Annotated in this window: 10 protein-coding genes; 6 read left to right on the plus strand and 4 right to left on the minus strand. The window is 58.4% G+C overall.

The genetic code is table 11. The features are described from left to right. From ACIREA_RS14645 to ACIREA_RS14655, 3 genes are all read left to right on the plus strand, one after another. A partial coding sequence (locus ACIREA_RS14645) for an adenylosuccinate synthetase (RefSeq protein WP_397383025.1) occupies nucleotides 1–751 on the plus strand: 751 nt, incomplete at its 5' end. A 75-nt stretch (nucleotides 752–826) separates the two neighbouring features. Further along, on the plus strand, nucleotides 827–1,063 hold the full coding sequence (rpsU, locus tag ACIREA_RS14650; RefSeq protein WP_397383026.1) for a 30S ribosomal protein S21: 237 nt from the start codon (nucleotides 827–829) through the stop codon (nucleotides 1,061–1,063). A gap of 215 nt (nucleotides 1,064–1,278) precedes the next feature. Beyond that, nucleotides 1,279–2,163: a polyphosphate kinase 2 family protein gene (locus ACIREA_RS14655; protein ID WP_397383027.1), complete on the plus strand. Its 885-nt coding sequence runs from the start codon at nucleotides 1,279–1,281 to the stop codon at nucleotides 2,161–2,163. A gap of 5 nt (nucleotides 2,164–2,168) precedes the next feature. Here the strand turns inward: ACIREA_RS14655 and ACIREA_RS14660 are convergent, their stop codons facing one another. The 3 genes from ACIREA_RS14660 to ACIREA_RS14670 all read right to left on the minus strand — a co-directional run bounded on the left by ACIREA_RS14660 (nucleotide 2,169) and on the right by ACIREA_RS14670 (nucleotide 7,958). Further along, nucleotides 2,169–5,012 carry a PVC-type heme-binding CxxCH protein gene (locus ACIREA_RS14660; protein WP_397383028.1) on the minus strand — a complete coding sequence of 948 codons (2,844 nt, stop codon included), beginning with the start codon at nucleotides 5,010–5,012 and terminating at the stop codon, nucleotides 2,169–2,171. Between the two features lie 69 nt (nucleotides 5,013–5,081). Next, a complete protein-coding gene (locus ACIREA_RS14665) occupies nucleotides 5,082–6,509 on the minus strand; it encodes a hypothetical protein (protein WP_397383029.1) in 1,428 nt (475 codons plus the stop codon). 24 nt (nucleotides 6,510–6,533) lie between these two features. Beyond that, nucleotides 6,534–7,958, minus strand: coding sequence for a Gfo/Idh/MocA family protein (locus tag ACIREA_RS14670; protein WP_397383030.1), 1,425 nt, complete (start codon nucleotides 7,956–7,958; stop codon nucleotides 6,534–6,536). Between the two features lie 104 nt (nucleotides 7,959–8,062). Here ACIREA_RS14670 and ACIREA_RS14675 point away from each other — a divergent pair, with 104 nt between their 5' ends. The 3 genes from ACIREA_RS14675 (at nucleotide 8,063) to ACIREA_RS14685 (ending at nucleotide 11,126) form a co-directional block, all read left to right on the plus strand. Beyond that, entirely contained in the window at nucleotides 8,063–9,034 is a 972-nt protein-coding gene (locus ACIREA_RS14675) for an ABC transporter substrate-binding protein (RefSeq protein WP_397383031.1), read from the plus strand. Between the two features lie 293 nt (nucleotides 9,035–9,327). After that, nucleotides 9,328–10,413 (plus strand): histidine kinase, encoded by a 1,086-nt coding sequence (locus ACIREA_RS14680; RefSeq protein WP_397383032.1) that lies wholly within the window; start codon nucleotides 9,328–9,330, stop codon nucleotides 10,411–10,413. 38 nt (nucleotides 10,414–10,451) lie between these two features. Then, nucleotides 10,452–11,126, plus strand: a complete 675-nt coding sequence (locus tag ACIREA_RS14685) for a response regulator (RefSeq protein ID WP_397383033.1) — start codon at nucleotides 10,452–10,454, stop codon at nucleotides 11,124–11,126. Between the two features lie 188 nt (nucleotides 11,127–11,314). Here the strand turns inward: ACIREA_RS14685 and ACIREA_RS14690 are convergent. Then, nucleotides 11,315–12,778, minus strand: a 1,464-nt coding sequence (locus ACIREA_RS14690) for an autotransporter-associated beta strand repeat-containing protein (RefSeq protein WP_397383034.1), incomplete at its 5' end; no start/stop codon positions are given.

Here is a 12,778-nt window from a genome sequence, read left to right on the forward strand (position 1 = left end):
GGATCTCGGCGTCGAACTCGTCCCCGTGGAAGAAACCGTCAAGGAGATGCTCGAAGCCGCCAAAACGCTGGCACCTCACATCACCAATACCACGGTGTATCTGCACGAGGCGATCAAGGCCGGCAAGAGCCTGCTGTTTGAAGGCGCTCAGGGCACCTACCTCGACATCGACCACGGCACCTATCCCTTCGTCACTTCGTCCAACACCACCTCCGGCGGTGCCTGCACCGGTTCCGGCGTTCCTCCGCGCATGATCGACAAGGTCGTGGCCGTGGGCAAAGCATACACCACCCGCGTCGGCAGCGGCCCCTTCGTCACCGAAAACGACGCCATCGGCGACATGCTGCACAACATGGGCCGCGAATTCGGCGCCACCACCGGTCGCGCCCGCCGCTGCGGCTGGCTGGACTCCGTCCTCGTGCGCTACGCCGTCATGCTCAATGGTGCCGATGAACTCGCCATCACCAACCTCGATGGCTTGGACGGTCTCGACACCATCCAGATCTGCACCGCCTACACCCTGCGAGGCAAGACCATCCACTACCCGCCGAGCACCGCCGCCGACCTGGCCGCCTGCGTCCCTGTCTACGAAACCCACCAGGGCTGGAAGCAGGATCTCAGCGGCATCAGAAAATTCGCCGACCTCCCCGAACTGGCCAAAGCCTACCTCAAACGCCTCGAAGAACTGACCGGAGCCCGCGTCAGCCTCGTCGGCATCGGTCCGGACCGGGAGCAGACTCTCGTCGCTTGAGGTCACATTCCAGTTGACGCCCGGCCTCATTCCCCTATTTTCACCCCCCTTTTCCCAAACCACCTAGACCCGTTTATGACCGAAATTCAGATCCGTAAAGGCGAGCCCGTTGACCGCGCTCTCAAACGTCTCAAGACCCGCCTCGAAATGGACGGCATCCTCGAAGAAGTCCGCCGCCTGCGTGCGCACGAGACTCCCAAAGAACGCACCAAGCGCAAAGCCCGTGCTTCCGCCAAGCGCGGCAAGATCCGTTATCGCTTCACCCTGCCAAAGGCCCCCGGCGCTCCCGAGGCTCCTGTCTCCGCCGCGTAATTCGGCTCAGGGAAAAGACCAATTTAAAGGGCGGGTTCATCCCCGCCCTTTTTTTGTGCCCGCATTGCTCGGACATCTTAAAGAGGACACGGCCGCGACGATCAAACCGGAGGCAATATCGCAAAGACGGCATGCGCATTGCCCCAACCTCTCAGTTCCTTCTGTTCATCGGATGGCATTGCTGTTAATTCCTGCCATCTACTTTTTTTGACCTCATGAAACTCAAGCTCGACCTCGACGATTTCCGCGTGCCAGACGGCAAACCCTTTCGCATCAAGAAGGCGAAGACGAAGGTGAAGGATCTGTACAAGGACGATGCGCACTATGAGTCTCTCATCGCCGAGTTCCGCACGGAGATCGACGATCTGCAGCAGAAGATGTATGCGCAGGACCGGCAGGCGCTGCTGCTGGTGTTTCAGGCGATGGACGCCGCCGGCAAGGACAGCACGATCAAACATGTGATGAGCGGTGTGAACACGCAGGGCGTGGAAGTGCATGCCTTCAAACGCCCCACGGCAGACGAACTTGACCATGACTTCATGTGGCGCACCTCACGCGTCATGCCACCACGCGGCCGTATCGGCATCTTCAACCGCAGCTACTATGAGGAGGTGCTCGTCTGCCGGGTGCACCCCGAGATCGTGACCAAGGTGCAGCGCCTGCCCGCGCAAACGACGAAGAACATCGACAAGCTTTTCGCCGACCGGCTCAAAGACATCCGCAACTACGAGGCCTACTGCCACCGCAACGGCATCCTGATTCTTAAATTCTTTCTCAACGTCTCCAAGGACGAGCAGAAGAAGCGCTTCCTCGACCGCATCAACACGCCCAGCAAGAACTGGAAATTTGAAGAAGGCGACGTGGGTGAGCGTGGCCACTGGAAGGAATACATGGAGGCCTACGAAGACGCCATCCGCACCACCGCCACCGAAGACTGCCCCTGGTATGTCATCCCAGCGGACGACAAGAAGAACATGCGCCTCATCGTCAGTGCCGCGATCTTGAATGAGATGAAGGGCATGAAGCTGAAGTATCCCGAACTGCCGCCGGAGCAGACTAAACACCTGCAAGCAGCCAAAAAGATGCTGCTGGCGGAGTAGTGTGATTACTTCAAGCTTCGCAGCCAGGCGACGAGGTCGAGGAGATCGGCTTCAGGCATGGTTTGATCGAGGCCTTGGGGCATGAGACTGGTGATCAGGGTGGTGTCGCCCGCAATGGTCTGATGCGCGATGGTCTTTTCCTGGCCGGCGATGTCGATGACAAGAAGGCCTTCGGCGGTGTGGGATTTGATGACACCTAAAGTCTGCTGACCGTCACTGGTTTCGATGACGTGGGCTTCGTAATCGCGCGCAAGGGTGTTGCTGGGAAAGAGGATGCTTTCGAGCAGATCACGCTCGGTGCGAATGGCGCCGATGTGGGAGAGATCGGGACCGATGGGACGACCGGCGGAACCGATCTTGTGGCAGGCGATGCAGGTCCCCTTCCCCATCTCGAAGTTCTTTTTTCCATTCACCGCATTGCCACTGGCGATGACCTTGTCAGCCAACGGGCCGAGCTGACGCTTCTTGACTTCGGAGGCGGCGTCGGCGGTGTTGCAAGCTGGCAGGATGATGGTCTCAAAAATGTCAGGCGGCATGTCACTAAACGCAGTGCGATAAACACTTTCCTGCTGGCTGGCGATGACAGGATTTTTCGCAATTTCACGCGCGAGCGCATTGCCGACTTCGGCGTCTTTCGATTTGCGCACGATGGCTAGCAGCGATTTGAGCTCCACCGGTCCAAGCGTGGCAAACAGCGGTGCGAGTTCGAGGAGCTGTGGCTTCGCCAGAGGTGCGCTGGCGATCATGCCTGCGGCCTGAATCTTCGCGGCGGAGGATGAGGCGGCATCGGCGAGCACGCCCTTGACCATCGTGAACGTTTCGCCGGTGAGCTTGACGGACTTGGCTGAGTCGAGGGCTTTGAGGCGGATGGCAAGCGGACGCTTGGTGTCGTTGGCGATGGCTTGGAGAGCGGCGTCGAAGTGCGGGGTCTTGAGTTTCTTGATGGCGTCGAAGACGAGCGGTGTGGGGGATTCAGCGAGGAGTTTGTCGAGAGCCGGAAGCCATGCTTCGCTGGTGATGCCCGAGGTTTGGGTGGCGAGGATGCTCAAAGCCGCCATGCGGACATCCACCAAGCCATGACCTAGCATTGCAGTCATGAGCGACTGCGCGGATGGTTTCGCGAGCTGTCCGGAAATGACGTGTGTGATAAACGTTATTCTTCCTTGAGTGATGTCGGATTCTTTGAGCCATTCCGTGAAAGCCGAAACTGCTATTTGGTCGCCATCAGGCACCACTTCGAGCGATCTCCGAATTGCATCAGCCAGAGGGGGGGACATTTCAGGAACGAGGCGAGGAAGCGAGCTCTCGATGATGCTGGCAAAGCTCTTTTCGGAACCATGACGGGCTAATTCAACCAACAGCCAGCGGCTCATATATCGGTCCGAGACAGGACCACTTTGAACAGGAGGCTTCATTTGACGAAGCGCATAAATTAAAAGGTGCTCAGATGAAGGATCGAGCTCCTGGTCTAGCAACTGTCCCAGCACGCTTAAAACCTCACCTTCCTGCGGCCGATTTTTCGCCGTCCACTCCAACGCCTGACGCCGTGCGTGCTCATCATTCGACTTCAGCGCTGCGATTTGCGATTGGAGATCAGCTTTGCGGACAGAGTCATTCGTGTTCTGGATGGCGAGCTGCGGCTTCTTCGCCTTGATGCGATATACCGCCCCTAGCAGATCGGACTTGGCCATGAGGCTGGAGGGGCAGCCGATGCGAAACCAGCCGCCAGTGTCGATGAGAAGGAGGGAGCCGTCACGCGGGTCTTCCATGACATCGGTGAGGTGGATGTCGGGATTGTGGAGGCGGAGGAATTCGTTTTCGACGGCCTTGTAGGTGCTGCCGCTTGGGATGAGTTCCATGCGGACGAGGCGCTGAGTGTTGAAGTGGGTGACCATGAACTGCTGAGCGCCCTGGTTCCTGGCCGGATAGTTTTTCCAGAAGCAGGAGCCGCTGACGGCGACGTGGCCGAAATTGTACATGACGGGCATGGTTTCGAGGGTGCGAGGCAGATGCGCGATGGCTTTGAGCTGGTCGCTGCGCTTATAGATGCCACCGTAGAGCCAGTGGATGATGGTGTCTCCGCGCGGCTGACTGTAGTAGAGATTCTGCACACCGATGATGTCGCCATCACGTGTGAAATCGACTTCGACGGGATTGTCACCGCAGCCGAGGGAGTGCCAGGCGACGTCGCTGCCGTCGGGTTTACAACTCCAGATGCCGCAGGCGAGTGATTCATCGACCAGCGAGCCGTCCTTCTGCGCGACCTTGTGACCTTTGCGGCCATGGCACCAGTAGAGTCGGCCATTGGGATGCAGGAAGGGACCGTGTATGTCGGCAGCGTTGCCGGTGTAGTCGAAGCCGCCGACGATCATTTCACGCTGGTCGGCGACGCCGTCATTGTCAGTGTCGGTCAGCTTCCAGATGCCGGGCGGTGAGCCGACGTAAAGGCTGCCGTTCAACCAGCAGGCTCCTTGCGGAAAGGTCATCTTGTCGGCAAAGACGGTGCTCTTGTCGTAGCTGCCGTCCTTGTCGGTGTCTTCGAGCATGAGGACACGGTTTGGTGGATTTGCTTCGAGCTGCGCCTTGTTCCAGTTCACGCCGACGGCATCGCCGACGAAGAGACGGCCCTTGTCATCAAGACAGCCCATGATGGGATGGGTGACGAGCGGGGAGGCAGCGGCGACTTCGAGGGTGTAGCCGTCCGGAAGATCGTGCTTCGGCAAAGGAAGCGATGCCTTGCCGGTGATGACGCCGGGGCGCTTGCCACTTTCGGGGATGGTGCTGCCTTTATCCGGAGGGAGATCGGCGGCGAAAACGGGGATGGCAAGGAGGAGAAGCAACTGGCGCATGATGGGAGTCATACGTTGCCAATGAGGCGTCTCATTGCAGACAGACTGGCTTATAACCAAATTACCAGCCTACAGCCGCCGGACTTCCTGCACTTCGAGGCCGGTGAGCTTCCACTCATCCTTCACCGGGATGATGGTGACGCGTGCATTGTAAATATTGACGCGGGGGTGGCTGTGCCCCCAGTGGCCAACGATGCCACGGGCCATCCAGTTGCAATCCGCGATGAAGCCTGCGCCCTTGGGATTGGCTTCCACTTTGTCCACCGTGGCGGAGAATTCGGCAATGGTGACACGGGTGCCTTCACGGCCGTCCAGCGTGAGCGCCTGAATGGTTTCGAGATAGAGTTTGCGCAGAAGCTCACCATCCACACTGCGGGCCAGCACGTCATACACGTCTGACTCGGCGTGATGATCAAAAGCCCGATAGACATTGCGCAGCAGCGGAGAGACGATCTTCTGCGCCTCAGCAACCTGGGTGACCGCCTGAGCGGCAGGCCCGGTATAAATGGGCAGCACAAGCAGCTGGCTCATGAGCACTCCGCCCAGCAGCCAGACGAAAAAGTACGGCAAACTGCCCCCCGGAAGCTTGTGATCTTTGACTTTGAGGTAGATGTAAAACGCAAGACCACCAACGAGCCAGAGGATGCCGCCCAGCGGCAGACGAAATGGCTGCGGCAATGGAATCTGCGGCACAGCCACAAGCGGTGCAGGACGGGGCATGCGGCCCTGATTGCGCCAGCGGAATGTTTTGATTGAGGAGTGTATTTCCCCAGTCTCGCTCAAGGGGCCAAAGAAGACACGCACCGGCAGCTTGGTGGTGCCTTTGATCCAACCTTTCCACGTGACATTCATTTCATCCGGACCGGGAGGTGTGGCAAACTCCCACATGAATCCGACGAGCGCCTGATTCAGGGCCACTTCTTCCCCCTCTTTCAATGGCAGCGTGTTGCCGGGCAAGCCCTTGATCACCGCCACCAGAGGCATCGGCACTTGCAGCGCCTGATCGCCGACGCTTAGCGCGCACCAGTCGGAAGCACGCGATGCCATGGTCTCGACAATTTGCTTTTGCTGGTCGGCGGGGAGCGCCGCCGGCAGTGCTGCTTCAGGTGCCAGCCAGGCCAGCACCGTGGCCGCATCAAAGAGCACTTCAAAGCGCGTCTGGTAGGGCTCGATGTAGAGATAAGCCTGAGCAATCGGCGCGGTGATGGTGACTGTACTGCTGGTGGGCAGTGGCGGCGGTGCGGCGGCTGGTGGGACCGCAGGCAGCGGAGCCACTGGTGGAGTGGCTGCCGGAGCTGTGGGGGCGGCCACCGGGGCTTGCGTTTGAGGCACCGCCGGGGCTACCGGCCCGAGTGAAGGCAAGGTCTGCAAGGGCTGGAGCGGACCGATCTTGATCGTGTCCTGCGCCTGCATTCCAATGGGAGCGCCCCCCCCAAGTCCGAGGATGATCGTCAGGAGGACGCTGCACCAGTGTGATGTCAGGAGATGTTTCGGCATGCGATGGTCTTGAGAGACGCTAAATCAAAGCACCCATGGCTTGCGCCATTCCTTGGAGAGCAGACTGGAAGCTGCGGCATTGTCAGCAATGGTTTCCGTTTTCGGATTCCACTTCAAGCCAGTGCTGCCGCTGCGCAGGGCAATGTTTGCGAGGTGAGCGATGGTGATGCTGCGGTGCGAGACTTCGATGGGAGTCGCCGTCGGTTTGCCATCGTAGATGCAGGAGAGGAAGTTGTCCGTGTGGTCCTTGCTTTCGTAGAGGTGAATTTCCTCAGGGCGAGTCTTCTCGCGCAGAATGTCTGGGCTGCTGGCGGTGATCTTGCCGCGGTTGACGTAGATCCATTTGCCGTCATCACCTTCAAACATAACGCCGACGTGATCGAAGGGTTTCTTGGCGTTCGGCGTGGCCAGCGCGGCCTCCACTTCAGGCATGATCTTGTGCGTCGGACTGGCCACCTGCATGACAAGGCCGTTTTCATAAACGCACTCGAAAGCAAACTCGGAGGCCGTGTTGTAGAGCGCCGCCTTGTCCATGGTGCCGGAGACATTGCGCAGCTCGACGGGGCCGCTGAGCTGTGTGCCCATGCCCCACTGGGCGATGTCGATGTGATGAGCACCGAAGTCTGTGATCATGCCGCCGGAGAAATTAAAGTTGTGGCGCCAGTTGAGCGGCAGCAAAGCGGGGCGGTAGTCCATGTGTTCGGCAGGGCCGAGCCACATTTCATAATCGAAGTCGGGGGGCGGCGGTGCTGGATTGATCTGGTCCGCCATGCCATTCCAGTTGGAGTGCCCCCCGGGCAGGCCGACGCGCACGCGCTTGAGTTTTCCGATGCGGCCGTTCTGCGTCATCTCGCAGGCGAGACGGAAGTATTGATCACTTCGCTGCTGGCTGCCGGTCTGCCAGGTGACGCCAGCCTTGGCGACTTCATCGCTCATGCGGCGGCCTTCGGCGATGGTGAGCGCCAGGGGCTTCTGGCCGTAGATATGTTTGCCTTTGCGCGCGGCATAGATGGCCAGGTAGGCGTGCCAGTGGTCCGGAGTGGAAACCTGCACGGCATCCAGGTCTTCCTTCTCCATCATTTCGCGAAAGTCCGAGTAGGCGGCACAGGCCTTGACCGGCTTGTTTGCCGACTGGGAGTAATGCGCGTCGATGATCTTTTTGCCGGCCTCACGTCCACCGGTCCTTTTGCCATCGTAGCCGTAGTGACCGTACTCCTTCATGGGATCAGCCACGGCGATGACCTGGCACTTGCCGTTGTTGAGGAAGGACGGAGTCCAGTCACCTGCAATCGTCCCCCAGCCAATGGCACCGACGGTGATGCGCTCCGAAGGCGCAGGGCGGCCACCTTTGCCGAGAGCCGTGGCGGGAATGATGGTGGGAAAACCAAGCGCGGCGGCGCTGGCAGTCAGGAAATGACGACGAGAGACGGTGGGAATATCTTTAGCCATGCGCCTAACTTAGCGGAGGCTCCCGCCGTGGCCAGAAAAGAAATGAAGAACTCTGGTGCAAGCAAAAGTGGACATGATGCGTCTGGTTGTTGCATGCTGGCAGGATGAAAGAAACCAAGGCATTGCTGCAACGCTTCCTGCCCCTTCTGTTGGCCATTCTGCTGCTTGCGGCCGCATTTCTCCCGCATCACGAGAAAAAAAGCCGCCTTCGGATCGTCCCTGGCGTGTGGCCGGCTGCCGAGCCCCTGCTGGTGGCGGGCGACCTGCAAGTCCTGCCACCGAACCGCTTTCAAATCATCGAGATTACCTGGTCATCCGCCGTAGTCCGGGCATTCGGCAGTGGTGCCGCGGACGTGGCGGTGGTGACCTTGGACAGTGCCCTGCGAATGCGCGAGGCAGGGCAGAAGCTGAAAGTGCTCAAGGTGCTAAGCCAGTCTGAAGGAGCGGATGCTGTTCTGGCGCGTCCTCAAATCCAGCGGCTGCAGGACCTCAAAGGCAAGCGAGTGGGGGTAGAGCGCAGTGCGGGCTCTTATCTGCTGGCGAATGCGCTGGAAAGCGTGGGCATGACGATGACAGAAGTCGAAATGGTTCCCATGTTTCAGTCGGAGATGGAACCAGCCATGCTAGCCGGGCAGGTGGAGGCTGTGGTAGTCACGGATCCGTGGCTGACCAAGCTGACTCACAACGGCACGCACAGCCTTTATGACTCAACGCAGCTCAAGGTGCCGATCACCTATTTGCTGGTGGCCTCCGAGCGCGCCTGCATGTCCTCTCGTGAAGAGTTGGAGTCTCTTCTCCAAGTTCAGGAAGAAATGGCGGAGACGATATGGGCAGGCAAACCCTTCATGGGAATGGAGGCTGTCCTGCGACGTGAGAACCTGGACGCTGCCGAGCTTTCATCATGCCTCGGACGTCTGCGCCGACTGAACAAAACTGAAAATGTGGAAAAGCTTAAACAACTCCCGCAACTGGCGCTGCAAATGGAGGAGCAGATGATCCGCGCCGGCATTATCTTGTCAAAACCGGCGGGCGGCGCCTGGATCGATGACAGCTTTGCGAAGGAGGCGCTTCCTTGAAACTGCTTCACTCCATCCAAAGCCGCATCACACTGAGTGTGTTGTCGTTTGGCCTTCTGATGATTCTGCTCAACAACTGGAGAAATCAGCAGTGGCTGACAGACCGCCGGCTCGTACGCCTGGAGCATGAGGCTATTGAAACAGGCAGCCGTCTGGCCGGCCTGCTGCAGCACCTGTCCCGCAAGCAGCAGGAGCGCGCCGCCGAACTCGAGATGGCCTACGTGTCCCTTTCCTCCGATGTGGATCTGGGCCTGGTATGCAACAAGGAGGGAATCGTCAGCTGCTCCACTCACATGCAATGGAAGCAGATGGACGTCAGGAAAACACCGCTTGCAGTAGAATGGCAGCGGCACGCTTCTGTGCTGGAGACGATGGCGCCTGCATTTGAATGGAACGCGAAAAAAACCAGCCTGGTGGTGATGGTGCCGTTTTTTGAAACTTACGAATCCAACAGCCGCGCTGCGATCTTGATCCGCTATGACGCCACACTGGCGCTGATCGAAGTGCATGAGGAAGCCTGGCAGGAATCTTTGCGGCAGGCCGGGGTGCTGCTGGCATCATGCCTGCTGCTCTGGTTCGCCCTGGATGAACTCATCACGCGCAGGGTGCGCCGAGTGGTGGAAATTTTGCGAGCCGCCAGCTCCACGAACGGCCTCCCGATGACATTGAAGGGACATGATGAGCTATCCATGATCTCCGTGGAATTTGCCGGGGCGGTGACCAAGCTCAGGACAGCGGAGAACATGGTGCTCGAAGCCGCTGAACAGGAGCGCAGGAAGATCGGCAGAGACTTGCATGATGATCTCTGTCAAAGACTCTCAGCCATCAAAATGAAAGCAGGAGTCGTGCAAGGGATGATCCATGAAAAAGATGGCAAGATAGCCAACCTCGCCGGGCAGGTGGCTGAAGAGCTCTCAGAATCGACCGTGATCGCGCGCAGCATGGCGTGGGGGCTTGCTCCAGTGGGCTTCGAAAATCACGGATTGAAAGATGCGCTGGAGAACGTGCTGGGGTTTGCCGAGAAGTCATACATGGTGAGGTGCTCGCTCGACTATTCCGATTTGAGCCCATCACTCACCGGGAGCTCCCAGGAACTGCTCTTCCGCATTGCGCAGGAACTGGTCATCAACGCCTGCAAGCATTCCAAGCCGGATGTCATCACCATCACCATAAGAATGGAAGATGCCAATGTGGTGTTGAGTGTGATTCATGATGGAACTCCATTTATAGAACGCACCGCATCGGACGGACACGGCATGGGCCTGCACCTCATGGGCCAGCGGCTGCGTACGCTCTCCGCAACACTGGAGAGAACCATTGAAAAAGGCGAACGGGATTTCTCGATTGCCATTGTGCGGATTCCGCTAAAGAATCCATGAAACAAATAAGGGCGGTTGCCCACGAGAACCTCGTACCCATGAAAACCAATCCCGCACAAGCCGCCATACGAATTGCCATCGTGGATGACCACACCATGATGCGGGAGGGATGGCGGCTCTTCATTGAAAACGCTGCGGATCTGGCTTTTGCCTGGATGGCCGGAGATGCCTCTGAGGCGGTGCGCAAAGTGGACGAGGACACACCGGATGTACTCGTCGTGGACATTTCGTTGCCAGACCGCTCAGGGCTTGAACTCATCAAGGATCTTCGCCTGCTGCGCCCGAAGCTGCCCATGATTGCCATTTCCATGCATGATGAGAAGCTCTACGCGCAAAGCGCTCTCAAGGCAGGGGCACGCGGCTATGTGATGAAGAGCGCCCCGCAAAAGGTGCTGGAACAAGCCCTGCACCGTGTGGCGAGCGGCGGCATAGCGGTCAGCGAGGAAATGTCCGAGGAAATCCTGAAGGCTTTTTCCTCCGGCAACGCCGCCGAATCCAAGGATTCCATCTCAGAGCTGAGCGACCGTGAGTTTGAAGTCTTCGTGCTGATCGGCCAAGGGAAAAACACAGGTCAGATCGCTGAGGCGCTGCGAATCAGCACCAAAACCGTGGATGTGCACAAAATGAACATTCGTGCAAAACTGGGGATGAATGAGACAGGCGAACTGGCTTATTTCGCCATTCGATGGGCGGAAGGGCAGAAAGCGAACTGAGCGCACGCGATTTCTTGGTGGCAAATGGACTGCTAGTTTTTGCAGTTCTTTGAGAGCTGGCATGCCCGCATCTCTGACTCAGCCATGGCCTTTAATGGCATGACGGATGCCTGTTAAACGCTGCAAGCAGCCCGATGCAGCTGGCTGGCATCTTTCAGCCAGCCAGCATCAGGACGAATGGTCGGCCACTATTTAAGAAAACGACGGCGACGGCGCATGCACAGGCCCAGCAGGCCAAACATAAGCAGCAGCAGGCGACCGGGCTCGGGCACAACCACAATGATGATGCCCTGCGTATCGAACAGGCTCACATCCCACCGGAAGCCGGAGCCAAGCTCAAAAAGATCAAGATCTGTACCGGTCTCTGCACCCGTGCGGAACAAACCACCGTTGTAGGCAACCCCGCCGACATTGTAGGTCAGATTAGCACCGTTCCAGTCGAGGAGTTTGAACACATCCCCTGCGGCGGCATTGTAGCCGTTGTTAACGAGGGTAATTTTGGAGCCTGTAACAATGGTCAATGCACCGCCAACAAGGATCTGGTCGTGCTGAGCGCTGGTGACCGGGTCATTGAGAAGATGGCTGTAAGTCGGATCGGTGGTGATTCCACTGACCCAGGTGCTATAGCCCGCAGTATCGTAACCGACCGTATTCATGGCGGTGTAGCTGGAACGTTGGGCTTGGAGAGTGATGTCCGAGGTGGCACCAAAGGTGGCCGAGGAGACGAAGGTCAGCGTCCCCATGGAAGCTCCCGCTTCATCACCCGGGCTAAGATGGCCAAGAATGGTCGCAGCACCTTGAATCTGACCGGTCCCTGCGATGGTAGTGCCAGCAGCGGATGAGAATCCAGCAGCATTGACGGCTCCCGTATCCCCCACACTATTGCGACCTACTTGGAGGATGCCTGCTGCGACTGTCGTCGTGCCAGTATAGTCGTTGTCCAAGGTCATCGTGGCCCAGCCATCGCCTGCTTTGACCACATTCAATGCAGCGGAAGCCGTAGGGCTGGCACCTGGAGCAAAGAACTGGCTGTTCAGAGTACTGTTGCGGAATTTGGCGTCCCACAACACTTCCGTGGAGGCCGGTGTGCTTTGAGTAATGGTAAGCGTGCCTTCGGTGGTGGCGGCATTTTCAATGATTTCGGTGCTGCCATTGGTGCTGCCACCCATCGTGCCAGTGTCGCCGGTGTAGGGACCGACGCCGCCATTGGTGCTCAGAGAGCCGATGGTGCGGGCACCGCCGCCGGTCTGCAGGATGGAATTGTAGCCCATGTCCACATCGTTGGCAGCAGTGAGCGCCTTGTCATTTTCCAGGCGCAGAATGGTGGTCTGATCCTGATCATAACCGGTGTTGGCACTGATGCGAACATCTCCTGTCCAGCCACTGTTGTCGGCCTTGAGCACGGCGTAGTTGTAGGTTCTACCACTGGTATTGTCGTTGGCACCGCCAGCGTCGTCACCGTAGAAGGTGATGTTGCCGCTGGTTGTTGCACCGTCCAGAAGCCGGCCGTTAAAGTTGACGTAGTTCTGACTGCCGCCGTTCTCAGCACCATCGTTCATGTAAACGAGGAGGCTGTCATTCAGAGTAATGTTGCCATTGATGTTGATCAGGTTGCCGTTGCCGGCGGTTTCAACCGAGAGTTGCTTCGTCTG

It is taken from the genome of Prosthecobacter sp. (assembly GCF_044373815.1).
Lineage (GTDB): Bacteria > Verrucomicrobiota > Verrucomicrobiia > Verrucomicrobiales > Verrucomicrobiaceae > Prosthecobacter.

Excerpts from the sequence above, each read along its gene's own strand:
- ACIREA_RS14680 (WP_397383032.1), top strand. The coding sequence starts at position 9,328 with ATGCAATGGAAGCAGATGGACGTCAGGAAAACACCGCTTGCAGTAGAA.
- ACIREA_RS14675 (WP_397383031.1), top strand. The coding sequence starts at position 8,063 with ATGAAAGAAACCAAGGCATTGCTGCAACGCTTCCTGCCCCTTCTGTTG.
- rpsU (WP_397383026.1), top strand. The coding sequence starts at position 827 with ATGACCGAAATTCAGATCCGTAAAGGCGAGCCCGTTGACCGCGCTCTC.
- ACIREA_RS14660 (WP_397383028.1), bottom strand. The coding sequence starts at position 5,012 with ATGCGCCAGTTGCTTCTCCTCCTTGCCATCCCCGTTTTCGCCGCCGAT.
- ACIREA_RS14685 (WP_397383033.1), top strand. The coding sequence starts at position 10,452 with ATGAAAACCAATCCCGCACAAGCCGCCATACGAATTGCCATCGTGGAT.
- ACIREA_RS14670 (WP_397383030.1), bottom strand. The coding sequence starts at position 7,958 with ATGGCTAAAGATATTCCCACCGTCTCTCGTCGTCATTTCCTGACTGCC.
- ACIREA_RS14655 (WP_397383027.1), top strand. The coding sequence starts at position 1,279 with ATGAAACTCAAGCTCGACCTCGACGATTTCCGCGTGCCAGACGGCAAA.
- ACIREA_RS14665 (WP_397383029.1), bottom strand. The coding sequence starts at position 6,509 with ATGCCGAAACATCTCCTGACATCACACTGGTGCAGCGTCCTCCTGACG.